This window comes from Litorimonas cladophorae, assembly GCF_014652455.1.
In the GTDB taxonomy this organism is placed as follows: Bacteria; Pseudomonadota; Alphaproteobacteria; order Caulobacterales; family Maricaulaceae; genus Litorimonas; species Litorimonas cladophorae.
The window spans coordinates 321,007-342,815 of sequence record NZ_BMYV01000003.1 but is presented as its reverse complement, the minus strand read 5'-3'; the positions used below and the strand labels follow the sequence as shown (position 1 = coordinate 342,815).

The window sequence follows — 21,809 nt, the reverse complement described above, 5'->3', positions numbered from 1 at the left end:
CGTGACAAATACGACCCGATATGTCGCCTTTTACTCGCGTCAAAGGCAGCCTATGTGGGAGTTATGAAAACAGAATTTGACATTTTGATCGTGGGTGCAGGTTTGGCCGGTCTGACAACGGCTTTGGCCTGTGCGGATAGTGGCGCAACAGTTGCCCTATTGGATCGAAATGCTGTTGATACAGGATCAGACGGGCGCGCTTCGGCACTTTCCACGACCTCTCTTCGGCTCTTTGAGAATTTAGGTGTCGATCTAAAGGGTTTGACGCAGCCGATTAAAGACATGCTTGTGACCGAAGGCGCGCCCAATAGCCCGTGGCGACTACATTTCGAGGGCGATGGAGACGGGGGTGATCTCGGGGCGTTAGTGGAAAACGCACCCTTAAAGGCGGCACTGCTCAAGCAAGTGAAGCTGCAAAAAGACGTCTCAATTTTCGCTCCGATTGGTATTCGAGATGTCACGCGCTCCGCTAAAAATGTGATCGCTGAAACGGATCAGGGTTCCTTGACCGCCAAATTGCTCATTGCAGCGGATGGTCGGGAGTCCCTTTTGCGCCGAAAGGCTGGAATTACGACTCAGCGTTTTGACTATGATTCGGCGTCTCTGGTGACAACAATTAAGCATGAGCTTCCCCATGATGGCTCAGCGTGGCAACGCTTGATCCCAGGCGGTGCGTTAGCGGTTTTACCTCTGACCGGTCAACGTAGCCAGATCGTTTGGTCTGGCCCGACGGCGGGTATTCAGGCCGCGACCGCGATGGATTATGATAGCTTTGTCGCGCTCTTATCCGAGAAAATGGATGGGTATTTGGGCGACATGTCGATTGCCGCTCAACGTCAATGCTATCCGTTGCGCCTACAAATGGCCGACGGATTTACCGCTACTCGCTTAGCGCTGGTGGGGGACGCGGCACATGTCATTCATCCACTGGCAGGGCAGGGGTTCAACCTGGGCATACGCGACGCTGCTGCCATCGCCGACGGCGTAAAAATGGCGCGGGATACAGGACAAGATATTGGCGTGGCCAGCTTGCTTGAATATGATCACTGGAGAAATGCTGACTCGCGAAGCCTTGGTGTCGTCACGCATTTGATTTCCGAAACCTCGCGGAGAAATTTTGGGTCAATCGGTCACATACGGCGGCTGGGACTGGCCTTGACAAACAGGTCGACCGCGACCAAATCCGCGCTCGTTAAACGTGCCTCAGGTGAAGCGCGAGAGTTGCCTACCTTGATGAGACAGCGGTAGAAATATCGTTCACTTAGGGTTCAGCTTGAGCGGCCTATCACCCGCCGCACAGAAATCGGTATCGAACAACTGCGCCCCGTTTCGGTATCGTAGCCCTGTCCCGCGCCTCGCGCAGGACAGGGCGCTTTTTCTCTCTACTCCTCCATCCCGTCTAGATTAGCCAAGGCCCCATCTGCGACATGGAAAAATTGAGCGCGCGCCCCAAAGTCTGAAAAAAGGGACTGGTCCGTTCCTGTCATGAATATCTGTAGGCCTAGATCCAGCAACTCTTCTGCTAAAGCGGCGCGTCGGACTGCGTCTAAATGGGCAGCGACTTCATCCAGTAGTAAGATTGGTTCTTTGTCATGAACCGCACGGGCCTGCGCGAGAATAAGCCCGATCAGGAGTGCTTTTTGCTCTCCCGTTGAACAGAGTGCCGCAGGCATAGCTTTCTCTGCATGGGTGACGTGGAGTTCAGTGCGGTGGGGTCCAATTAAGGTTCGCCCCGCACGAAGATCTATGCTTCGCGTGCTCGCTAACTGTGCGCGATAGTCTTCGGCCACAGTCGTGAGGTCAGCACCGTCGGCGAAGCGATTTTCTAGATTACCGTCTAGCCCAATTAGGGACTGCGGGAAGGCCGTTTTGCGCGCTGAGACTTCAATTTGGAGATTTGTAACCGTGGTCATGCGGGCTTGAGCCACCCTTGCGCCATAATTCGAAAGATCGGCTTCGATGGCTTCATACCAGAGGCGATCGCTAACATTTTCAGATAGAAGCCGATTGCGCTCTGTTCGGGCTTTTTCAAATCTAGAGGCATTTGTGCCGTGATCGGGTGCGAAGGCAAGCGCGTATCGATCAATGAATTTTCGTCTGTCAGATGCGGCTCCTGAGAACAAACGGTCTTGCGCGGGCGTGAGCCAGAGCAGAGATAAACGACGTGCCAGCTCTGGCCCTGTCGCAGGGCGGCCATCGATTTTGAGTTGTCGCTTGCGGGGGTGCTCTGGGACTTGCCCAATCGAAATTCGGGTCGGATCGTCTATATCACCCTCAAGAGAGTGGAGCTGTGCATTGATGCCCCATGCTGGCTGGCTCATCCCATCTTCGACTCGCGCCAATGACCCAACGCCCGCCTGGCGTAAGCCCCGCCCTGGCGCAAGGAGGGAAACAGCTTCCAAGAGGTTTGTTTTGCCTGCGCCATTGGGCCCGTAAAGCGCGACCACGCTGGGCTCGAATGCCGCGTCCAAGGCGGCGTAGGAACGGAAATCGATAAGACGTAGTGACGCTATGGACGGCACGTCTCAGCGTGCGCCTAGACGCGAAGCGGCATCAGTACAAAGAGCGCATGCTCGTCTTCGCTGTCCTTCACAAGGGCAGGCGACGCAGGGCTCTCTAGGAAGAATGTCGCGTCACGACCTTCGATCTGTCCTGCGACATCCAAAAGATATTTCGCATTAAACCCAATTTCGAGTGGCTCATCTGCATAATCAACGGGTAAGTCTTCGTTCGCGTTCCCGCTCTCTGGGTTATTTACGGTCAGGGACAGGTTATGCTCTGAAAGGCTCATTTTGACGGAGCGCGATTTTTCCGCAGAGATTGTCGCGACACGATCAACGGCGCTGGCGAAGACTTTATTGTCAATGGTCAATTCCTTGGTGTTACCCTTTGGAATGACGCGCTCATAATCCGGGAATGTCCCATCGATCAGCTTGGAGGTCATGATGGCGTGACCAGTCTTAAAGCGAATTTTGGCTTCACTGACGCTGACATGGACGTCGCCATCAACGCCGTCAATAAGGCGGCGGATCTCTGCAACCGTCTTACGTGGAATGATTACACCTGGCATATCTTCAGCACCCGCTGGGGCTGGGGATTCTGCCAGCGCCAAACGGTGACCATCGGTGGCGACAGCGCGAAGTTTTCCATCATGCCCATGTACGTAAATGCCATTAAGGTAATAGCGCGTTTCTTCCGTTGAGATAGCGAATTTCGTTTTGTCGATTAAGCGCGACAAATCTTTGGCCAAGATTGAGAACTCATGGGTGAACCCGTCGGCGGTCATTTTCGGGAAGTCACCTGAAGGCAACAGTGGAAGCGTGAAGTGTGAGCGGCCCGCGTCGACGTCTAAGCGATCATCAGAATTGATCTGTAAGACCACTTGTGAACCATCGGGCAATTTGCGGGCAATGTCATAGAGCGTATGCGCCGGTGCCGTAACTTGACCGGGGGCGGAGACGTCAGCCTCTGTCGATTCGGACACTTCGATGTCCAAATCTGTTGCGACAAGTGAGAGTACGCCGTCTTCGGCGCTCATCAAAACGTTAGAGAGAATCGGAATGGTATTCCGACGCTCAACGACGTTCTGGACATGACCAAGCGCCTTTAAAAGGGCGTTGCGTTCGATGGAGAGTCTCATGACGAACCTTGCGAGAGAAAATAACAGTCTTAACCATAACGCAACGTGCGCGCATGTGAAGTCTTATGGCTCATAAAAAACCCGCCACAGCAGGGCTGGGCGGGTCTAAAAAGTGGATATTATTGGGAAGTTTAGTTGACCGCTGCGTCTTGGGCGCGACGCATCATTTCATCGCGGAACATGGCGGCGAAATCGGGCGGATCAAGCAGGATCGGCGGGAAGCCACCATTTTGTGTCATAGACGCCATGATCTGACGGGCAAATGGGAAGAGCAAACGCGGACATTCAATCATAATCAATGGCTGAATCTCTTCGATGCCAACGCCTTGGAAAGCGAAAAGACCTGAATATTCCAGCTCTGCGATAAATGCGACGTCATTTTCACGACGAGCTTCAGCTTTCAGCATCAATGTGACTTCGACTGTATCATCATCCAGCATTTGACGGCCAATTTCGATGTTCACACCGATTTGGGGGGCAGCTAGTCCTGAACGCAAACTATTGGGTGCGCCTGGATTTTCGAAACTCTGATCCTTGGTATATTGGGCTAAAACGGAAAGCATTGGCCCTTGTGGGGCGTCCGCTACAGAATTTTCTTTGACATCCGTGGGGGCGCCCTCAATGGATAGTGTGTCTTCTGCGGGTGTCTCTTCACCCTTCTTTGGTTTCTTGGCCATAATGCTCTTTCCTTGAAACGGGTTGCAACGCACCTTAGCTATCAATTCAATAACTCAAGTAGTCTGTTGAGCCGTATATAGGTTGGCAAACTGCAATATAAAGGTCTTCAATGTTCGACGTTATGATTTATGCCGCTTTAGCGACGATTGTTGTGGTCGTTTTTTACTCCGTCTTGGGGAAACAAACTGGATTCGGGGGTGTTCCCGAAGAAAAATCCGATCCTGTTGATTTTGGAATGGACGACCCGAATCGAAAAAATGATTCTCCGCCAGATCCAGATGTAGAGCGTTTGGGCCTGTCTGGCATCACACGCCTGGACCCTTCTTTTACGATCGCGCATTTCATGCATGGAGCGACAGCCGCCTATTCGATGATCTTGGAAGCCTATGCGAGCGGCGACCGTGATTTGTTGAAAGATCTGCTCACCGCTGACACTTTCGAAATTTATGATGAAGCCATCACAGCCCGCGAAGCTGCCGATCAGACTCAAGTCACAGATTTAGGCCGGCTACGCAAAGCGACGATTAAGGCCGCGCGTGTGGAAGGCTCCGTTGGGCACATCTCGGTAATATACGAAGCTGATCTGACCTCCGCCCTTTTGGACGCCGAGGGTACAGTGATTATGGGTGATCCAGATGTCTTGTCTTCGATTTCCGAAGTTTGGGAATTTGAGCGTGATTTGAAAGGTCGTGACCTGAATTGGCGTTTGGCCGCCGTCGAGCCAAGCGAGGGCGACGCCCTGGAGGCGGACCCGACGCCAGATACAACGACCTAGCTCGACATGCGTGTCCTCCTGTCTTGTCAAAGGATAGCGGCGATCTCTGTCGCTATCTTGGCGACGGCCTGCACTACGGTACCCAAGGGGCCAGCTTATCCCGATCCGGATGTTGAAAACCCAGGCTTGATCATCATTGCAGAGCCTCTACCGACGCCGCCCTCTGCGCCCCGGGTTCAGACACCGCCGCCAGCGCCGACCGAACCCCCGCCAGAACCTGTGATAGAAGCACCTATGCCATCAGGATTTGCCGCGCTGACTCACTGGTCAACGCATGATCCGCGACCCGCCTTGGCTGCATTTGTCCGAGGCTGTGAGACATGGGCCAAGGCCGAACCCGAAGCGCCGCTCAATGCTAATCTTCCGCAATATGGAACATATGCAGACTGGCAAATGACCTGTCAGTCAGCGAGTGTTTTGCAATCTGTTGAACCCGCTGCTGCCGACGCGCGGACATTCTTCGAGAGTTGGTTTGCGCCAGTAACATTGACGACCCCTGCTGCGCCAGAAGGACTACTCACCGGCTACTATGAGCCAGAAGTCGATGTCAGCGTCCAGCCGACATTCGAGTTTTCTGAGCCTATCCTCGCGAAGCCGAACTCTGCTGAAGCCCTTGCTCTGCCTCGGTCCAAAGTGAACGCGCGGACCAGCCGGGTTATTGCTTACGGTAAGCCGATTGATGTGTTCTTCCTCCAAATCCAAGGGTCAGGTCGGTTGAAATACCGGGATGGCCGCATTCTCCGCGCGGCGTATGCGGCAAATAATGGACGCCCATATCGGTCAATCGGGGGCGTTTTAATTCAGCGTGGTGAACTCACGCGCGAGCAGGCGTCGAAGCAATCTATTGCCGACTGGATGGAGCGAAGTGGCCCCGTTGCCGCCCGCGCGCTGATGAATGAAAATTCTCGCTATATCTATTTCACCGAGCAAGCGATCTTGCCAGGTGAAGGTCCTCAGGGCGCGATGCGGGTTCCGCTGACCGCGATGGGCGCAATTGCCATAGACCCGCGTTATCATCCCTATGGTAGTCTGTTTTGGTTGGAGACGACCTTGCCCACAGAGGGCGGCGATTATCGCGGAACGCCGACCGGTATTTTGGTTGCCGCGCAAGATACAGGGAGTGCCATAAAAGGACCGCTGCGCGCCGATTTATTCTTCGGCTCGGGTGACGAGGCGGGTGATCGTGCAGGGGTTCAGAAACATCCCGTACGCTGGACGGTCCTTCTTCCCCTAGGTCTAGCCAACCCGCCGATTTCATGACCTTTTCGACGTCATGACCCAGCGCCCTCTCAAACCGGGCGAGAAACAGATCTGGGGGCATGTCGCCCAGACCGTTAGTCCGCGCCGCAAACCCAAGGGCAAGGGCAGTGCCAAGCCTCTGCCGACCCGCGAAGACTTTGCCAATATGTTGCGGCTGCCAGCGCCATCGGTACTAGCCGCGCGACCCCTGCCGCAGACATTGGATGTGAACCAAGATAAACGCGTGCGACGCGGGCGTATCGAAATCGATACGAAAATCGATCTCCATGATTTGACGCAATTGACGGCCAAACAGGCCTTGCACCGCGCCGTCATACGCGCGTCTAATCGTAATAAACGCTGCGTTTTAGTCGTCACGGGCAAGGGCATGCGCGGAGATGGTGTCTTGCGTCGGAATTTCCCGCTCTGGATCGCGGACCCAGCCATACGACCTTTAGTCGCAAGCTACGCGCCCGCACATATCCGACATGGTGGCTCGGGTGCATGGTATGTTTTCCTGAAGCGATAATCGTTAAGGCCCGCACAATGCGCGGGCGCCGAATTTCCAATCCTGTGGCGGCTTGAATCAAATATCCGCACCACCCCAAAGTTTGGAATAGGCTTCGCAATGGATCAGGATGGATCTGAAGCTAGACAAATCGATATCGCCGGGAAGGATGTACTCCTGCGTGCCTTTGTTGGATTTCAGTGCGCCCAATCTTACAGCGTTAGTTGTCGCGGTTTCACCCGTGGCGGCGCTCACTTTTTTCGGAGACAGAAAAAGCTTCAAATCGGGACCCCTCTTCGTTCTGAAATCTTCAGATAAGCGAAAAATTGTTTGTCCGTCTTGGCGTATAATTTCCCATTGCCCCTTGATGTCAAAGTTAGCCTTCGTGAACTCGCCGCTTTGGGCTTTGTCGGCCATGGCCGCTGCGACGGCAGGTTCGGCAGCATGCGCTGTCTGGGGGGTTAGAGGGCTGAGGTTCAGGCCCGCGACGATGGCAATCATTGCGCCCAGGCCAGCTACGGAGTTCAGGGATGTGTTCAAAGTTATCATATCAGTCTCTTTTAATTTTTTCCGTTTGGTCAATTAAAGTTTAAAAATAGAGCCGCTGGGTAAAGAGCGAATGGAAAATTAGCGGCCTAAGACCTTAAGGCCCTTACTTGACCACACGTTCAATTAACGTGATATCACATCGGCGAGAGCAACCCGTGAGAGTTTAAAATATGGCCCGACCCCGTCAATTTGATGAAGCCAAAGTCAAGACTGCCCTACGCGCTGTCTTTTGGAAGCATGGCTATGAAGGCGCGTCCTATCCCGACATCATGGCTGCGACCGGCCTGAATAAAGGGTCGCTTTATGCCAGCTTTGGCGACAAACGCGCGCTCTACCAACATGCCATTGCCGTCTATGATCAAGAATTTATTTGCGGGGCCGTTAGAATGTTGCGGGACAATAGTCTATCGCCAGAGGACCGTATCAAAACCTTGTTCACCAGCCTTGTGACAGCGGCCCAAACGCCACAGGGGCGCTGGGGCTGCTTGCTTTGCAATGCTGCAATTGAACAGTCGCCCTTCGATGAGGCCGTCGAAAAGGCCGTCTCCGACGCTTTGTCGCGTCTTCGAAGCGCCATCAAGTTCTGCGTCAAAGAGACGCCAGCACACGACAAAGTCGAACTCATTTGGACGGCCTATTTCGGCGGTCATGTAATGGTTAAGGCGGGCTATTCCAAAACGATCCTGCGCACTCACCGCACGCAGGTTCTAAGCCTCCTGAGTTAGAGAATAAACTTACTGAGGTCCTGATCACGGGCCAGTTTACCGACATGTTCCTGAACATAGGCCGCATCGATCACAAAGGTCTGTCCGCCCTTATCGCTGGCCGTGAAGCTAATTTCATCCAGCAGACGTTCCATAACCGTGTGCAAACGTCGTGCGCCGATATTTTCGACACTCGCATTCACTTGCGCAGAGAGTTTCGCGATCTCCGCAATACCGTCTTTGGTAAAGTCTAACGTGACCTCTTCTGTGGCCATAAGCGCTGTATATTGACGAATAAGACTGGCTTCAGGCTCGGTCAAAATTCGTACAAAATCCGCTTCCGTCAACGCGCGAAGCTCGACTCGGATGGGAAGACGACCCTGCAGTTCGGGTAAAAGGTCCGACGGTTTCGCCACATGAAATGCCCCACTGGCGATAAACAGAATATGGTCCGTTTTGACGGGGCCATATTTGGTAGACACGGTTGTCCCCTCGATCAACGGCAGTAAATCCCGTTGTACGCCTTCACGCGAAACATCACCGCCTCGCGCATCGGAACGCGTCGTGATTTTGTCAATCTCATCCAAAAACACAATGCCGTCTTGCTCGGCACGTGCGACCGCCTCGCGTTTGATGGCGTCATCGTCCAAGAGCTTGTCGGATTCTTCAGATAGGAGCGGCCCATGCGCGTCCCCAATGCGAAGTTTGACAGTTTTGGTTTTCCCTGCTTTTCCAAACATCGCGGAGAGGTCCAACATGCCCATCGACCCACCCGGCTGTCCTGGGATTTCAAAGCCTTGAAAGGGCGATGCAGAGTCGGACAGTTCTAATTCGACTTCCGTATCATCTAACTCACCCGACAATAGTTTCTTACGAAATTTTTCACGCGTGGTTTCGGAGGCATTGGCCCCTACGAGGGCTTCCACAATACGAGTCTCCGCCGCTTTGGCGGCTTGGGCTTGGACCTGTGCCCGCTTCTCTTCACGAAGGAGCGAGATAGAGGCTTCGACTAAATCTCGGACAATTTGTTCAACATCGCGGCCGACGTAACCCACCTCCGTGAATTTGGTGGCCTCAATCTTAATGAAGGGCGCTTGCGCCAACTTCGCGAGGCGCCGAGAAATCTCGGTCTTCCCCACGCCCGTCGGCCCGATCATGAGAATATTCTTGGGTGTGACTTCATCGCGCAGATCATCTGCCACGCGCCGTCGACGCCAGCGATTACGCAGCGCGATGGCGACCGCGCGTTTGGCGTCGCCTTGGGCGACAATATGGCGATCCAATTCGGATACAATTTCACGCGGGGTCAGAGAGCTTTCGGTCATAGTTTCCAGATGGGTGGAACGGGTCGATGGTTCAAGAGGGGAGCAGACAAGCGCTTAGGCTCGCAGCCCGCGTTGAAACTTTGGTTTCAACATGAGGAACTGCCGAGACGAATAAAGCGGGACGGTCCGCGTGGTCGATATCCGCGACGGATACCGAAATAGAAAAATTATGTTTTACGCGAGTACAAACCACGCGGCTGTGACGTTTCACGCAAAGGCCTCATTAGTATGTTTCCCGTTACACCGCTTGCGCCGTCTCGTTGAAACTAAGGTTTCAACTCATCGAACGCCGCCGCTTATCTGGTCAGGCTCCAATGCGTGAGATAACGAGCAAAGCTGTCAAACCAGTCTCGTTTCACACACAGCCTCTCGAACCAGAAGGTGACGTCCTACCTGTCCCATGTCCGAAAGAACTTAAACAACATATCATGGGTTTTGAGAGCGGGGATCATTCTTACTAATTTTGTTATACCGCTTTAAAAACAGGCCATAAAATTTTGGAATAAAACGGGATTAACTTGTTCCTGCCCCACGACTTATCGGAACCATCATCTGCAGGGTTTGAACTTTCATTCGCCCCTGTGCGTAAACACCCTGAACACATCAGGACGTCATCATGCGCATCTTATCATTGACAATCATATTGGGAGCCCTTCTTTTGCCATCTGAACTCTTCGCGCAGGACTGCCCGCTCAAAGTCACGATGAATTCGGCTGAAGCCGTGTCCAATTGGCGATCTGTCAATGATGGCGTGATGGGCGGGTTGTCATCGGGGGGTCCGCGATTTGAGGATTCCCATATGGTCTTCGCCGGTGTCATCAATACGGATGGCGGTGGATTTTCCTCTATCCGCGCACAGGTCGCCCCGGGCGCCTTTGCGGGGATGGACGGCGTGAAATTTCGCGTGAAATCAGACGGTCGTGTTTACAAAGCAACCTTTCGAACCGATGCCCGAAAAGGATGGCGGGAGGTGTCTTTCCAAGCTCCCTTGCCCGTCGGGTCCGAGCGCGACTGGGTCGATGTGACCGTGCCGTTCAATGAGCTGAAACCATCGGTGTTTGGTCGTCCCGTCAGAGGGGCAAAATTTGATCCGTCCAAGGTACAGTCGATCGGGATTATCCTTGCCGATGGACAGGACGGACCCTTTCGGCTGGACGTGGAATCAATGGAAGTCTGCGGCGCACCCCAGAGTTAAAGTCCCAGAATTAAAGTCTCAGAGATAAGGCTACAAACTCAGGGCGTGTAGACCGTGTAGGTGACATCTGCGCCAATTGTACCGACACCTAGCGCGAAGTCATAAGCGTTCGTGTGGCTGGCATCGGCAGACCCGCTGAGCGCATATCGAATATTGAATGAAACAGCTTGTTCTAAGAGTGAGCCACGATTGCGCGCCGTGCGGCGACCGCCATCAAATAATTTCGTCGGTCCCGCACTGAGATCTGCCAAATCACTTATATTTGTATCTATGCCACCGCCACCGATGGTTGGGTTTTGCGCGGCAGAGCCCCATTGCCCCGCGCCAGACCCGCCACTTGTATTGATCAGCGCGCGAAACCCGATGTTTTCGTAATTTAGCGCTGTGAAATCGCCTGTGCGGGTTAGGTTGCTCGCTTGAGCATACATATCAAAGGCCGCATTTGACACGACCAGAAAGCGCGAGACATGGCGAGACTGGCGAACATTTAGGTCGGTTGACCCGTCTAGGCCAAAGGCGCTGAGGCTATCGCTGGCTTCTAAGTAGTCGATGTCACCGCCCCCGGGATTCCCAAAGTTTCCGCCCGATGTTTCATTTTCAAGGTCAAGGCGGGAGGCTCCCCCCGAAAAGTCATGTCCTGCGTCAAAGCCGGAATTGGAATTGAACATATAGCCATCGACGCCGATGATGTCGGGTGCGGCCCCACCCGATGAGGCGGGCGTGAGCAGGTTAAAATCCACAGCGACAGGTGCAACCCCGCCATTGGCCTCGTTTTCGGTCGCACCGATGACGATGACGAGTGATTGAACGCGGAAAAATGGACGGTCTACACCTGCGGCAAAAGCTGTCGCGGCAAAGGCCGTTGACGCGATTAATACGCCACTCGACAGCGCCGCCATCGGACGCGAAATGCGCCGAATATGTCGTGATGTTTCCCACATTGCGGAGGAACCCTATCCGAAATCTATTGAGGTCACGGAAAGGCAAATGGTTATCAAAGCCTAAATCCATCGCGGCATTCGGGAAGGGGCTTGCCATCGCTTCCGCCCTTCGCCACACCGCGATTATGCAAGATAATACTCCTATTCTCATTGGTGTTGGACAATACATGGAACCCGTACCAGAGAACCTGAAGTATTGGGACTCAGAGCCAGCTGGCTCTCATGCGGATATGGCGGGTCATGCTGCAGTTGCGGCAATGATGGATGCGGGTTTGTATGGTGAATCAGTTGACTGGATGGCCAGCGTTCGGACATTCTCAGACAGCAGCCCAGCCTATGCCTGTCCTTTTGGTGGACCGAATAAGTTTCCCCTGGCGGTAGCGGCACGGATAGGGGCTACGCCAGCAACCGCAATTTACGATGTCATCGGTGGGCAATCCCCGCAGACTTTGGTGGCCGAAGCCGCACAAGCGCTGATGTCGGGTGAAGTCCGGGTGGCTGTGATCGCGGGGGGTGAAGCCCTTGCAAATATGCGCGCGGCCCAACGCAGCGGAACGACGCTGGACTGGTCTGAAGAACATGAAGGTGACTGGACGGATCGCGGTCCATTTCAGGGGGCGATGATCGTCTCTCAAACCGAACTCGCACATGGCCTGATAGACGCCATGAGCTATTATGGTTTTATCGAAACCGCGCGACGACTGCGGGCCGGACGTTCTGTCGGGGTCCATCGCCGCTATATGGCGGAGCTAATCGCGCCCATGTCAGAGGTGGCGAGCCGCAATCCATTTGCGATGTTCAAAGAGGTGTTCACAGCCGATGATATTGCAACGCCGAGCGCGGCAAACCGCAACCTAATTTCGCCTTACTTGAAAAATATGGTCGCCAAAGACGGCATCAATCAAGGGGCCGCCGTGGTGATGACGACCATTGGCACCGCACGCGAATTGGGTGTGCCCGAAAATAAATGGGTTTACCTACGCGGCCATGCGCAGGCGCAAGAAAACCTCATGCTCGATCGCGCTGACATCTCGCGCAGCGTCGCGATGGATATCGTCATTGCCGAAGCGCTCAAGGCTGCCGATGCCAGCACATCTGATATTGATCATGCTGATATTTATTCCTGCTTCCCGTGTGTGGTTGATCAGGCCGCGACGCAATTAGATCGCAAGGGAAAGCCCATGACACTGACAGGCGGTTTGCCCTTCTTTGGGGGGCCAGGAAATAATTATACGCTGCATGGGATTTGCGAAGTTGTGGCCGCCTGCCGCCGCGCGCCTGGATCACTCGGCCTCGCCCATGGCAATGGCGGATGGATGAGCAAGCAGGCTGTCGGGCTCTATTCAACGGTATGGAAAGATGGCGACGTTTTTGCAGATACAACAGCGATTGCGGCCCAAGTCGCGGCTCAATCGTCTCCCGGTCATACCGATAGGCCATCAGGACCTGCGACGATGGAAAGCTATATTGTCCAACACAAACGCGGCGAACCCGTCGACGCAACGCTCATTGGACAGCTGGAAGATGGCACACGCTTCTATGCGAAACTTCAAGACATGGACGCGGCGAAGCTCACGGCGCTGGCGGCGGGGGAGTTGGACGGCGCGCGCTTAAAAGTCGAAACGGCGATGCCAGCCAATAAGGCGTGGTTGGCTTAGTCTGAGGCGAGGCTTTCGAGCGTCAGATTATTATTGGTGAAGACACAAATGCGATCCGCAATGGCCATGGCCTTGCGCGCCAGAATTTCGGCATCCTCTTCATATTCATCCATCGCCAACGCCGCAGAGAGGGCGTAGTTCCCGCCTGATCCGATGGCCGTGATGCCTGATCCCGTCTCGAATGTATCCGGTTGAACAACGTCGCCATTCCCCGTCAGAACAAAGGTTTCATGCTTATCGGCGACGATCATCATCGCTTGGAGTTGACGCAAATATTTGTCCATCCGCCAGTCTTTGGCCAGTTCCACACAGGCGCGTGCAAGCTGCGTCGGATGCGCTTCTAGCTTAGCCTCGAGGCGTTCCAATAAGGCAAAGGCATCTGCCGTCGCCCCCGCAAAGCCTGTTAACACGGTCCCGCCTGCCAAAGTCCGCACTTTGCGGGCCGTGGCCTTCATGACGGTATTGCCCGCGCTGACTTGCCCGTCGCCGACAACCACAACCTTACCATTTTTCCGCACAGTTAAAATTGTCGTTCCGCGCCACTGGCTGGCATCGGCATAATCATGGTGAGGGTCGTAAGTCATAAAGCAGATGTGGGGTTGGGGGTTAGTTTTGCAAGTCAGTCGTCTGTTTCGGGGACGAACTTCCCTGTTACTTCGTCTTTGATAAAGCGAGATCCGACTGGGGAGTCGATCAAATGCAGCCAGCTATCATCAGCATTCAGGACTTTTCCAATAGCTATGTAGACTGAATGGGGGGAATCATACTGTTCTTGGGTCATGAGGTCGACATTGCCTTGAATACGCCAACCGCTATCTGGGTATTTGCCTCCGTCTTTGGTTGAGTCAGGCTCTTCTCGGTAAACATATTGCACAGGTATGCCAGCATCTAAAATGACACTCTCGACCTTACATCTTTCCCAATACTCCCGCTTTTTTTCCGCTTTTAGGCCTCGTTCTTCCAGGGCGTCTTCATCCCAATCTATATCAATAATGTCTTGTCTGGAGAATGGAATCAGATCGCCTGACGCCAGTTGTGGAATATCAAAGGGCTGATTGTCTAAGACTCCAGTAAATGTCTCACCGTCTCGTTCCGTGACAATCACCCACATGCGTTCAGAGTCATATTTACGACTGGGAGGGATACTTTGGATTATAATTTTGACGATATCGCCTGCGGCAACAGCATCCAAGAAATCCTGTGGGGGCAGATAGTAAGTGTAGGGGGCTGCGGCCGCGGTTTGTTGTGGGTTTTAGTGACATATGATCCAAAAAGCTTCCGTCGCAGGTCGTAAGCGCGCTGGAAGATATCGCCTAACACCCCTTCGTCTTGGCGTTGTAGGCGGCAATTTGTTCGGGGGTGGCCTCGGGTTGGTTGGCTTTCCATTCGGCATAATCCATGCCGTAAACGCGGAGGCGCGCGGCGTCTAAATCGATGTCTATACCTTGTTCGCGGGCTTCCTCGACGTGCCATTTAGACAGGCAATTCCGACAGAAATTCGCGAGGATCATTAAGTCGATATTTTGGACATCTTGGTTTTCATCCAAATGCTGCAGCAGCCGACGAAAGGTGGCCGCATCTAAAGCGTCTTGTTGGGCTTGTGAGAGCGTGGGTATTTTCTCGAGCTGGCTCATAAGTCTCGGGCCTCATTGACCAACATGATCGGAACGCCGTCGCGGATTGGATAGGCAAGTTTGGCTTTTTTCGAGATCATTTCCTGCGCCTCCGTATCATAAACAAGCGGCCCGCGCGTCTTTGGGCAGACCAAAATACTGAGCATTTTTGGGTCGATCTTACTTTGCTTGGGCGTCGGTTTTGGATCAGAATCGGTCATTGTGTGGGTTGCTCTCCGCCGCCATTAATTTGCCCTGCATAAAGGTGCATTAATCCGATCAGCAAGCGTCTGCGCTCATCCGATGTGGCGGCCTCTAGTAAGCTTTGTTTATCCTCAGCTTGAAAAGGCGAAATCATCGCAGCTTGATTGATTAGCAGCGGCAATGGAATTTCTTTTAATGTGTCCCAATCAACTTGAACGCCGACGGCTTTCGCCAGAGATTTCATGGCGACGGTCAAGGCGGCGCGGTCAGAGCGCCCAGATTCCGAAAGCGCTTCGGAGGTCTGCTTGGCGTCATGCGTATCTGCGTCAGCTTCGAAACCATCAAAGATCAATTTGGCCTGACGATAGGGCGTTTTGACGTCCAATTCTTCGCCCAAGCGAAAACGCTTGAGCCCCTTTAAAACGACAAGGTAGCGTCCGTCTTCAGTCTCTGAAAATTGGGAAATACGTCCCAAGCCGCCAATCGGCGCGAGGTCGGAGCCTTGCGATTGCACCATCCCAATCAAACGTTCGCCACGCAGGGCATCGTCGATCATATTCAAGTATCGTGGCTCAAAAATATTCAAAGGCAGGTCACACCCAGGCAGTAGCACTGTACCGCTTAGGGGAAATAATGCCGCCGACTCCGGATTTGTCCGTCGGGCCAATGATTTGTAATGTGCGCTCATGGACGCAAAGTGGGGAGCCAACCCGCGCGTGTCAATTACGCAGACTGGCTCATCACATGATTAAGCATAAAGGATCGATGAGAGTTTCTTTCGGCCCTCGCGGGACACGTCGGATTCCGTGCCTTCTGCCTCAAAGATGGTCAGTAAGAACAACCGAGCCGCTTCGCCGTCATGGGCGCGGTTTTTCCCGATGGAATAAATCAAATGCTCGACTGCGTCGGCGTTTCGGCCCGCACCTGAAAGAGCTTTCGCCAATTCCAAGCGGGCATCTAAATCATCAGGGTTTGCGGTAACTCTGGCTGATAGTTCTGCGGTCTCATCGGGTTCGACAGGATTGGCGCGCAAATCAAATTGGGCCTTTAAAGCCACGATTTCTGGGTTCTCCAAGACACTTTCCGGAGCGTCCTGAATTAGGGCTTGTGCTGCGTCGTCATTGCCGCCGTCCAGATACAGACGCGCCAATCCCGCACGGGCAGACGCATTCTCAATATCAAGTGCCAATGCGCCAGCATAATCTTGGGCGGCTCCGCCTGGATCTCCCGCCGCTAGGCTGTCACGCGCCCGCGCGACAAGGGTTTTAGCTTCTTCCTTAGGGTCAGTTTCACCCGTCAGGCGCGCGATAAATTCATTCAGGGCGGTGTCAGGTTGTGCGCCCATAAAACCATCAACGGGCTGTCCGTCCTTAAACGCATAAACAGCAGGGATTGAGCGCACGCCGAGTTGCGTGGCGACGCCATTATGTTCCTGTGTATTAATTTTGACGAGTTTTACCTTGCCTTCAGCGGCTTTTACAGCGCGTTCCAAACGCGGCATCAGCTGTTTACAAGGGCCGCACCACGGCGCCCAAAAATCAACAATGACGGGGACGTCGTTACTGGCTTCGATGACATCGGCCATGAACGCCATGTCGGAGCTATCTTTCACGATATCTGTGTTTGCGTCAGTCATAATGAACCTCTTGGAGTCGTTTTCGGTTCGTTATGTGGCGGCTGATTGGGTGCAATACAAGACCTTGACGACGCTGGGACACGCAACCTTGATAGGGATCAATTCGACCGAAAGCGGTTCACCTGATGAAGACGTCGATCAGGGGTAGGCGGCGATACGCTCAATCATCAAATCAAAAAAGCCCGCGCCGTCGACATCGATCGCCCATTTCGTATCCGTAGGGTTGCCGGTCATCTGCCAATAATCAACGCTGGTGTGCCCACGTGTAATTGGACTGTCGGCCTCAACTTGCACGCTGACATCCTTAAACGTGAAGACATCCGGGCGGAGTAAATAGGCGGTCGTGCAAGCATCATGGATAGGTGTCCCTGACGTCCCAAATTTCGCGCGGTCATATTCGGCATAATCACTGCGCAACATACCCGTTAAGATGCGTGACATGGGCGTGTCCAACTTTTCAATTTTGTCAACATGTGTGTCACGAATGAGCGCCTTGTGCGTGACATCCAAAGCGAAGACCGTCTTGGCCACAGATGCGTTAAATACAATCGCGGCAGCATGGGGATCGACATAGATGTTGAATTCAGCGCTGGGCGTAATGTTGCCCGCTTCGCTGCGGGCGCCGCCCATTAAAACGATCTCTGCAATTTTCGGTGCGATATCTGGCGCGCGGGTCAGGGCCGTTGCGATATTGGTCAGTGGACCTGTCGGAACCAGAACAACGTCATCTAACTCACGGCAGAGGCGGATAATCGCATCTACCGCATGTTCATCTTGCAGCGGCAGCGCTGGCTCATAAATGTCGATCCCGTCGAGGCCTTCTACGCCATGGACCTCTTCTGCGGTGGCAAGGGGGTAATGAAGCGGTGTTTCGCAGCCTGCAAAAACGGGTATGTTTCTCGCGCCGCCCTGCTGGCCGCAAATTTCGGCGATCAGTCGCGCATTTCGCTGGCACTTATCCAGCGATGTATTGCCCGCCGAGACCGTGATCGCACGGACATCTAAACCCGAGCTGGGTGAGAGTGCCATCATCAAGCTGATGGCGTCATCCTGTCCGGGGTCGCAATCTAAAATGAGTGGGCGTGTTTCGGGTGTTCGTTTTTTCATTTGCGCCTTATGCGCAGGAAAAGAATTGAGGGGAAGCCCGCATTGGCTTATGTCGCGCGCCAATAGATTATTAGTCCGCACCCTAAGACTGTCCAAAGAAGATCCCTATGGCCGAACCGACTCCTCAAATTGAAAAAGTTTTCGTAAGTTCTCGCGACCTTTTGGAAGATTCATTCGAACTCGCCTTGCGCATTCATGAGTCAGACTTTCACCCCACTTTCATTCTGGGTGTTTGGCGCGGCGGCACGCCCGTTGGGATCGCCGTTCAGGAAGTTTTAGAAACGCTCGACTGCCCCACCAACCATTTCGCCATTCGGACCGCCAGCTATGGCGCGCGCACCACAAGTTTCGATGGCGAAGAAGCCTTGCCTGAAGTCGAAGTCTTGGGCTTGCAACATATTGTGGATGTGGTTGATGCCGAAGACCGTCTTCTCATAATTGACGATATTTTTGACAGTGGCCGTAGCGTCGATGCGATTATCCGTCAGGTCCGGGCACGCTGTCGCAAAAATACGCCCAAAGATATTCGCGTCGCGACGATTTATTATAAGCCCAAACGCAATCTGACAGACCGTAATCCAGATTTCTATGTCCATGAAACGGATGAGTGGACTGTGTTCCCGCATGAGCTGCGGGGCTGTTCAGAGGAAGAATTGCGCGCGCGGGGCACGATGCCGAAACGTTATTTCGACATGAATCCTAAATTCTAGGTCTTTAATAAAGCGTCGACCTCGACGCGGGTTGGGCTGGCGGTTTGCGTGCCCAAACGCGTCGTTGTCAGTGCGCCCGCAGCACAAGCAAATTCTAGCGCCTCTTGCTCCGCCTGACCTTCGGCCAAGGCCACAGTCAGCGCCGCAGCAAAAGCATCGCCCGCGCCCGTCGTATCGACGACATTGACTTTAGGGGCGGGTGCACGTGCCACTAATTCACCGTCGCGCCAAAGCTCGGCCCCACTGCCGCCCAAAGTAATAGCGAGCAAGCCCTCGCGCCCCGAAAGCCTGTAAGCGTCGGCTTCGCCCTGATTGACAATCACGAGGTCGGCCCGCGCTAAAATTCGATCCACATTTGGCGTGACAGGCGAGGCGTTGACGGCAACAAATCCAGCGTAATCTTTCAAAGCCGCCTCGATCACGGCAATCGGAATTTCGAATTGGGTTATCAAAACATCGCTACAAAGTTTTGGCAGATGCTCTGGCGTGAAGGCTGCGTTGGCCCCACTCGCCACAGCTATCTGATTCTCGCCATCCGCAGACACGGTAATAAAGGCAAGGCCTGTATGGGCGTCGACAGTTTTGACAGCGTCCAAATATACGCCGTCGGCTTTCAAATTCACCAAAGCCTGCGCCGCGTAGTCATCATCCCCCACAGCGGCCACGATCTCTGTTTCAGCCCCCAGACGCCGCGCCGCAACGGCGACATTTGCACCTTTGCCGCCGGGTAGGGCGCTGTAAGTGCCGCCTGTGACGGTCTCGCCCGCTTTGGGGAGTTCCGCAACTTGAACAAGGAGGTCGAGGTTCACCGACCCCAGAACTGTCAAACCAAAGCTCACGTTATATCCTCCTTAAAATCGATAAGTGTCGCGGGGTGACCAACGCCATCGGCAAATCTTAGCAAGTCTGCACTGCGTACGCGGGTACTCGCCGTATTCCGCAAAGGATGAAACCACACGCTGTCATGTGAGAAAAGAGCTTTGTCCAAAATCAGGCGAACTTGGCCCTCTGTGTCGTTCAGTACCGAAAAAACCGTCACCGATCCGGGCACAACATCTAGCAACGCCTTCAGGGCATCCGGTTTTCCGAAGGATAGCCGTTTGGTGCCAATTCGCTTATGAAGCTGGTTCAAGCGAATTTCGGTACTGCCCAACGCGCTGATCAACACATAGGCTCCCGCCTTATCCTTCAGAAACAGGTTTTTGGTATGTCCGCCTGGTAGACGCGCCTTAACATCTGCACCTTCGTCCACGGTAAAGACCGCGCGATGCTCTTCCGTATGATGGGCGATTCCGAGGCTGTCCAACCGCGCAAATAGCGCGGCTTCTTTCGGATGTTTGGCGGCTAAATTATCGGGCGCGTTGGTGTTCATAATGGGTGGCTCGTCGCATATGCAAAAAAGACAGGCAAGACGCTTGATTAGTCAATCCTTTTGAGTCTATACGGCGCGCCTACCAATCAGTGGCCCCGACTTTCGGTCATTGTCTACGTAAATCTCGTGAGCGGGCGTAGCTCAGTGGTAGAGCATCACCTTGCCAAGGTGAGGGTCGTGAGTTCGAATCTCATCGCCCGCTCCAAATTTTCCATTTTTCCCAGATTTTTGGCCAAAGCTCTCCAGCTTTCAGGCCTCCGCGCACGGTTAAATGCTCTCACCTTATTTTGAAGCTTTTAGGGAATCGGCGTGGACGGGCTTAATGGAGCCGAAAATTTTGAAAGGTGCCCAAGGGCGGGAATAATCAGTTCCGCGGAGCGCTCTATATTCCTTGTGAAAGTCGGCACTAGGTGAAACCTTTGCATTGGTTGCGACGCCGCCATGAAACTGATGGAACGTCGCTTCGCCCAGCAATAAAAAAACATCGCTATTGCGGCTTTTACAAGCGCGGTGCCACATGTCATGATTGGTCAGCCCGCCGCCGACCGTCTGAAACCCCTGATCATACCCGCCAAGTTCGGACCATAAGTCTGCGCGCATGAACAGAGCATTTGTTTCTCCGGGAATCTTGAACCATCCCGTCGCAGAGGATCCAGCAAAAACGGAGATATTAAACAGTTGATAGCCGTCCGTCTCCCAAGGCACAGTTTTCAAAAGTGCGTCTTCGGCGTGTTGATCATACCCATTGTGAACAGACTTCATCTGAACATCAGGACCCAGGTGAAAGGCCAGAGTCCCAATGACAGGACGGGCCGAGAGCTGCGAGGCTTGCAGCGCGGTCGCAAGTAGCCCCGGTGAAGCCATGCGCGCCCCATCAATGAGGACACCGATGAGTTCGCCTTGACAGGCTTCAAGCCCGCGCTTGATGGCGCCCACAGGCGACACGGACCCGCATGGGTCATTGTGGATGATTTTGATGTTTGGGGAAATGGCTTTGCAGGCTTCATCATCGAAAGGCCGTGTTGACCCATTATCCACCACAATGATTTCATAGTCGTCTGCGGCCATCCCGTTTTGCATTTTAGGGGAGAGGGATAAAAGCGTTCTTGGAATCTCCCGGGCCATGTTAAAAGAAATAACAACAACACTCAGCTTTAATTTCATCTCGACTTTGTCTTCAGACGTTCTTGTTGTGTCTGTCTGCATGTCATTTCCCCGTTATTGCGTGATCTAAAAGCTCATCATAGAGCGTGATGTAGTCTGCTCCACAGTCGCTTCCCGCAAAATTCTTCGGCGCGTGGTGTCGGAAGTCTTCTTCAAAAAAATCTAATTCATCTTGCGACCGCGCTTTCAATCCCAGATATTGTGAGACCTTTTCCACCGCCGCTAAATATTCTGCGCGGGAAAGATCAAATGAGATAATCGGTACTTTGTGACGGCGAACATAGTCCAGCAAATTAAGATTATAAAGTTTCCATAGGTCCAGACTGGGCGTCGCGGGTAGTAGGTTCGGTCTGGATTTTAATGACGCGGCAACGGCCGCCGGGTGACGAAATGTACCGACCCACCGCATATTCAAATCGGCTTCTTCCCAAAAAGGCAGTGTGAGTAATGTGCGGGGATCTTTGACCCCCCAAAGATCGAAAATCTTATGTTTAGCCAAATAGGCGTCTCTTCGGCGACGTAACTCATCATCCCAAATCAATTGCTTTGGCGGTCGATCCCACGCTCCGTCACTCAGGGCCAAAACAGCGTCATTTATCTGTCTGAATTCTAGGTTTTCCTTATTCCCTTTACGGTTATTTGGCGCGGCATTTGAAACGTCGCCCAAGGGCAGGCCGTATTCCTCAAGACATCCGCTTAAGCAGCTTGTCCCGCTTCTGTGCATCCCGAGAATGCCGACCATGGTCGGCGCTTTGAGAGGAGTTGTGCGATCAGTCATTTATCCAGAGTCC

Annotated in this window: 25 protein-coding genes and 1 tRNA gene; 9 read left to right on the top strand and 17 right to left on the bottom strand. The window is 53.6% G+C overall.

The features are described from left to right. The first annotated feature begins 63 nt into the window (after positions 1-63). The gene (locus IE073_RS13505; RefSeq protein WP_189587053.1) at positions 64-1,248 is read left to right on the top strand and encodes an FAD-dependent oxidoreductase; all 1,185 of its coding nucleotides are present in this window, start codon (positions 64-66) and stop codon (positions 1,246-1,248) included. A gap of 134 nt (positions 1,249-1,382) precedes the next feature. Here the strand turns inward: IE073_RS13505 and recF are convergent, their stop codons facing one another. The 3 genes from recF to secB all read right to left on the bottom strand — a co-directional run bounded on the left by recF (position 1,383) and on the right by secB (position 4,317). Beyond that, positions 1,383-2,522 (bottom strand): DNA replication/repair protein RecF, encoded by a 1,140-nt coding sequence (recF, locus tag IE073_RS13500; RefSeq protein ID WP_189587052.1) that lies wholly within the window; start codon positions 2,520-2,522, stop codon positions 1,383-1,385. Between the two features lie 14 nt (positions 2,523-2,536). Then, the gene (dnaN, locus tag IE073_RS13495) at positions 2,537-3,640 is read right to left on the bottom strand and encodes a DNA polymerase III subunit beta (RefSeq protein ID WP_189587051.1); all 1,104 of its coding nucleotides are present in this window, start codon (positions 3,638-3,640) and stop codon (positions 2,537-2,539) included. A gap of 131 nt (positions 3,641-3,771) precedes the next feature. Then, positions 3,772-4,317, bottom strand: a complete 546-nt coding sequence (gene secB, locus IE073_RS13490) for a protein-export chaperone SecB (RefSeq protein WP_189587050.1) — start codon at positions 4,315-4,317, stop codon at positions 3,772-3,774. Positions 4,318-4,427: 110 nt separating this feature from the next. On the opposite strand from secB, the gene IE073_RS13485 reads away from it, so the two are divergent. Genes IE073_RS13485 through IE073_RS13475 form a run of 3 tightly spaced genes read left to right on the top strand, consistent with a single transcriptional unit; the run spans position 4,428 to position 6,861 of the window. Further along, complete coding sequence (locus tag IE073_RS13485; protein WP_189587049.1) at positions 4,428-5,093, top strand: Tim44/TimA family putative adaptor protein; 666 nt, start codon at positions 4,428-4,430, stop codon at positions 5,091-5,093. Positions 5,094-5,099: 6 nt separating this feature from the next. Then, positions 5,100-6,353, top strand: coding sequence for a murein transglycosylase A (mltA, locus tag IE073_RS13480; RefSeq protein ID WP_189587048.1), 1,254 nt, complete (start codon positions 5,100-5,102; stop codon positions 6,351-6,353). Between the two features lie 13 nt (positions 6,354-6,366). Then, a complete protein-coding gene (locus tag IE073_RS13475) occupies positions 6,367-6,861 on the top strand; it encodes a Smr/MutS family protein (protein WP_189587047.1) in 495 nt (164 codons plus the stop codon). Positions 6,862-6,918: 57 nt separating this feature from the next. Here IE073_RS13475 and IE073_RS13470 read toward each other — a convergent pair whose 3' ends face one another. Further along, positions 6,919-7,389, bottom strand: a complete 471-nt coding sequence (locus tag IE073_RS13470; RefSeq protein WP_189587046.1) for a DM13 domain-containing protein — start codon at positions 7,387-7,389, stop codon at positions 6,919-6,921. A gap of 170 nt (positions 7,390-7,559) precedes the next feature. On the opposite strand from IE073_RS13470, the gene IE073_RS13465 reads away from it, so the two are divergent. Next, positions 7,560-8,114: a TetR/AcrR family transcriptional regulator gene (locus tag IE073_RS13465; protein ID WP_189587045.1), complete on the top strand. Its 555-nt coding sequence runs from the start codon at positions 7,560-7,562 to the stop codon at positions 8,112-8,114. Here IE073_RS13465 and hslU read toward each other — a convergent pair. Continuing rightward, positions 8,111-9,418: an ATP-dependent protease ATPase subunit HslU gene (gene hslU, locus IE073_RS13460; protein WP_189587044.1), complete on the bottom strand. Its 1,308-nt coding sequence runs from the start codon at positions 9,416-9,418 to the stop codon at positions 8,111-8,113. The two genes, IE073_RS13465 and hslU, sit on opposite strands and share 4 nt — an antisense overlap. Before the next feature lie 616 nt (positions 9,419-10,034). On the opposite strand from hslU, the gene IE073_RS13455 reads away from it, so the two are divergent. Next, entirely contained in the window at positions 10,035-10,613 is a 579-nt protein-coding gene (locus IE073_RS13455) for a CIA30 family protein (protein WP_189587043.1), read from the top strand. Between the two features lie 38 nt (positions 10,614-10,651). Here IE073_RS13455 and IE073_RS13450 read toward each other — a convergent pair whose 3' ends face one another. Beyond that, positions 10,652-11,554, bottom strand: coding sequence for a hypothetical protein (locus IE073_RS13450; RefSeq protein WP_189587042.1), 903 nt, complete (start codon positions 11,552-11,554; stop codon positions 10,652-10,654). Positions 11,555-11,679: 125 nt separating this feature from the next. Here IE073_RS13450 and IE073_RS13445 point away from each other — a divergent pair, with 125 nt between their 5' ends. Beyond that, entirely contained in the window at positions 11,680-13,212 is a 1,533-nt protein-coding gene (locus tag IE073_RS13445; protein WP_189587041.1) for a TLP1 C-terminal extension domain-containing protein, read from the top strand. Here the strand turns inward: IE073_RS13445 and hslV are convergent. The 7 genes from hslV to IE073_RS13410 all read right to left on the bottom strand — a co-directional run bounded on the left by hslV (position 13,209) and on the right by IE073_RS13410 (position 17,772). Then, positions 13,209-13,796, bottom strand: coding sequence for an ATP-dependent protease subunit HslV (gene hslV, locus IE073_RS13440; protein WP_189587040.1), 588 nt, complete (start codon positions 13,794-13,796; stop codon positions 13,209-13,211). The genes IE073_RS13445 and hslV overlap by 4 nt on opposite strands. 35 nt (positions 13,797-13,831) lie before the next feature. Beyond that, a complete protein-coding gene (locus tag IE073_RS13435; RefSeq protein WP_189587039.1) occupies positions 13,832-14,404 on the bottom strand; it encodes an immunity protein Imm33 domain-containing protein in 573 nt (190 codons plus the stop codon). Between the two features lie 121 nt (positions 14,405-14,525). Then, positions 14,526-14,846, bottom strand: coding sequence for a DUF1244 domain-containing protein (locus IE073_RS13430; protein WP_189587038.1), 321 nt, complete (start codon positions 14,844-14,846; stop codon positions 14,526-14,528). Then, on the bottom strand, positions 14,843-15,046 hold the full coding sequence (locus IE073_RS13425) for a Trm112 family protein (RefSeq protein WP_189587037.1): 204 nt from the start codon (positions 15,044-15,046) through the stop codon (positions 14,843-14,845). The genes IE073_RS13430 and IE073_RS13425 overlap by 4 nt, the downstream gene beginning before the upstream one ends. Beyond that, positions 15,043-15,717, bottom strand: coding sequence for an LON peptidase substrate-binding domain-containing protein (locus tag IE073_RS13420; protein WP_189587036.1), 675 nt, complete (start codon positions 15,715-15,717; stop codon positions 15,043-15,045). Before IE073_RS13420 ends, IE073_RS13425 begins: the two co-directional genes overlap by 4 nt. 60 nt (positions 15,718-15,777) lie before the next feature. Continuing rightward, positions 15,778-16,665 carry a thioredoxin gene (gene trxA, locus IE073_RS13415; RefSeq protein WP_189587035.1) on the bottom strand — a complete coding sequence of 296 codons (888 nt, stop codon included), beginning with the start codon at positions 16,663-16,665 and terminating at the stop codon, positions 15,778-15,780. A gap of 138 nt (positions 16,666-16,803) precedes the next feature. Next, positions 16,804-17,772 (bottom strand): nucleoside hydrolase, encoded by a 969-nt coding sequence (locus tag IE073_RS13410; protein WP_189587034.1) that lies wholly within the window; start codon positions 17,770-17,772, stop codon positions 16,804-16,806. A 107-nt stretch (positions 17,773-17,879) separates the two neighbouring features. Here IE073_RS13410 and IE073_RS13405 point away from each other — a divergent pair, with 107 nt between their 5' ends. Further along, positions 17,880-18,482 carry a phosphoribosyltransferase gene (locus IE073_RS13405; RefSeq protein WP_189587033.1) on the top strand — a complete coding sequence of 201 codons (603 nt, stop codon included), beginning with the start codon at positions 17,880-17,882 and terminating at the stop codon, positions 18,480-18,482. Here the strand turns inward: IE073_RS13405 and IE073_RS13400 are convergent. Together IE073_RS13400 and IE073_RS13395 are read right to left on the bottom strand one after the other, a co-directional pair. Then, complete coding sequence (locus IE073_RS13400; protein ID WP_233350099.1) at positions 18,479-19,321, bottom strand: ribokinase; 843 nt, start codon at positions 19,319-19,321, stop codon at positions 18,479-18,481. The genes IE073_RS13405 and IE073_RS13400 overlap by 4 nt on opposite strands. Continuing rightward, complete coding sequence (locus IE073_RS13395) at positions 19,318-19,854, bottom strand: prolyl-tRNA synthetase associated domain-containing protein (protein ID WP_189587032.1); 537 nt, start codon at positions 19,852-19,854, stop codon at positions 19,318-19,320. The genes IE073_RS13400 and IE073_RS13395 overlap by 4 nt, the downstream gene beginning before the upstream one ends. A gap of 130 nt (positions 19,855-19,984) precedes the next feature. Between IE073_RS13395 and IE073_RS13390 the strand changes: the two genes are divergently transcribed. Then, positions 19,985-20,059, top strand: a tRNA-Gly gene (locus tag IE073_RS13390). A gap of 77 nt (positions 20,060-20,136) precedes the next feature. Here the strand turns inward: IE073_RS13390 and IE073_RS13385 are convergent. Both IE073_RS13385 and IE073_RS13380 read right to left on the bottom strand, forming a co-directional pair. Then, positions 20,137-21,060, bottom strand: coding sequence for a glycosyltransferase family 2 protein (locus IE073_RS13385; protein ID WP_189587031.1), 924 nt, complete (start codon positions 21,058-21,060; stop codon positions 20,137-20,139). A gap of 1 nt (position 21,061) precedes the next feature. After that, positions 21,062-21,796, bottom strand: a complete 735-nt coding sequence (locus tag IE073_RS13380) for a sulfotransferase family protein (protein WP_189587030.1) — start codon at positions 21,794-21,796, stop codon at positions 21,062-21,064. Positions 21,797-21,809: the final 13 nt, after the last annotated feature.

Coding starts and splice junctions, on each gene's coding strand:
- IE073_RS13505 (WP_189587053.1), top strand. CDS start 64: ATGAAAACAGAATTTGACATTTTGATCGTGGGTGCAGGTTTGGCCGGT.
- dnaN (WP_189587051.1), bottom strand. CDS start 3,640: ATGAGACTCTCCATCGAACGCAACGCCCTTTTAAAGGCGCTTGGTCAT.
- secB (WP_189587050.1), bottom strand. CDS start 4,317: ATGGCCAAGAAACCAAAGAAGGGTGAAGAGACACCCGCAGAAGACACA.
- IE073_RS13485 (WP_189587049.1), top strand. CDS start 4,428: ATGTTCGACGTTATGATTTATGCCGCTTTAGCGACGATTGTTGTGGTC.
- mltA (WP_189587048.1), top strand. CDS start 5,100: ATGCGTGTCCTCCTGTCTTGTCAAAGGATAGCGGCGATCTCTGTCGCT.
- IE073_RS13475 (WP_189587047.1), top strand. CDS start 6,367: ATGACCCAGCGCCCTCTCAAACCGGGCGAGAAACAGATCTGGGGGCAT.
- IE073_RS13470 (WP_189587046.1), bottom strand. CDS start 7,389: ATGATAACTTTGAACACATCCCTGAACTCCGTAGCTGGCCTGGGCGCA.
- IE073_RS13465 (WP_189587045.1), top strand. CDS start 7,560: ATGGCCCGACCCCGTCAATTTGATGAAGCCAAAGTCAAGACTGCCCTA.
- hslU (WP_189587044.1), bottom strand. CDS start 9,418: ATGACCGAAAGCTCTCTGACCCCGCGTGAAATTGTATCCGAATTGGAT.
- IE073_RS13455 (WP_189587043.1), top strand. CDS start 10,035: ATGCGCATCTTATCATTGACAATCATATTGGGAGCCCTTCTTTTGCCA.
- IE073_RS13450 (WP_189587042.1), bottom strand. CDS start 11,554: ATGTGGGAAACATCACGACATATTCGGCGCATTTCGCGTCCGATGGCG.
- IE073_RS13445 (WP_189587041.1), top strand. CDS start 11,680: ATGCAAGATAATACTCCTATTCTCATTGGTGTTGGACAATACATGGAA.
- hslV (WP_189587040.1), bottom strand. CDS start 13,796: ATGACTTACGACCCTCACCATGATTATGCCGATGCCAGCCAGTGGCGC.
- IE073_RS13430 (WP_189587038.1), bottom strand. CDS start 14,846: ATGAGCCAGCTCGAGAAAATACCCACGCTCTCACAAGCCCAACAAGAC.
- IE073_RS13425 (WP_189587037.1), bottom strand. CDS start 15,046: ATGACCGATTCTGATCCAAAACCGACGCCCAAGCAAAGTAAGATCGAC.
- IE073_RS13420 (WP_189587036.1), bottom strand. CDS start 15,717: ATGAGCGCACATTACAAATCATTGGCCCGACGGACAAATCCGGAGTCG.
- trxA (WP_189587035.1), bottom strand. CDS start 16,665: ATGACTGACGCAAACACAGATATCGTGAAAGATAGCTCCGACATGGCG.
- IE073_RS13410 (WP_189587034.1), bottom strand. CDS start 17,772: ATGAAAAAACGAACACCCGAAACACGCCCACTCATTTTAGATTGCGAC.
- IE073_RS13405 (WP_189587033.1), top strand. CDS start 17,880: ATGGCCGAACCGACTCCTCAAATTGAAAAAGTTTTCGTAAGTTCTCGC.
- IE073_RS13395 (WP_189587032.1), bottom strand. CDS start 19,854: ATGAACACCAACGCGCCCGATAATTTAGCCGCCAAACATCCGAAAGAA.
- IE073_RS13385 (WP_189587031.1), bottom strand. CDS start 21,060: ATGCAGACAGACACAACAAGAACGTCTGAAGACAAAGTCGAGATGAAA.
- IE073_RS13380 (WP_189587030.1), bottom strand. CDS start 21,796: ATGACTGATCGCACAACTCCTCTCAAAGCGCCGACCATGGTCGGCATT.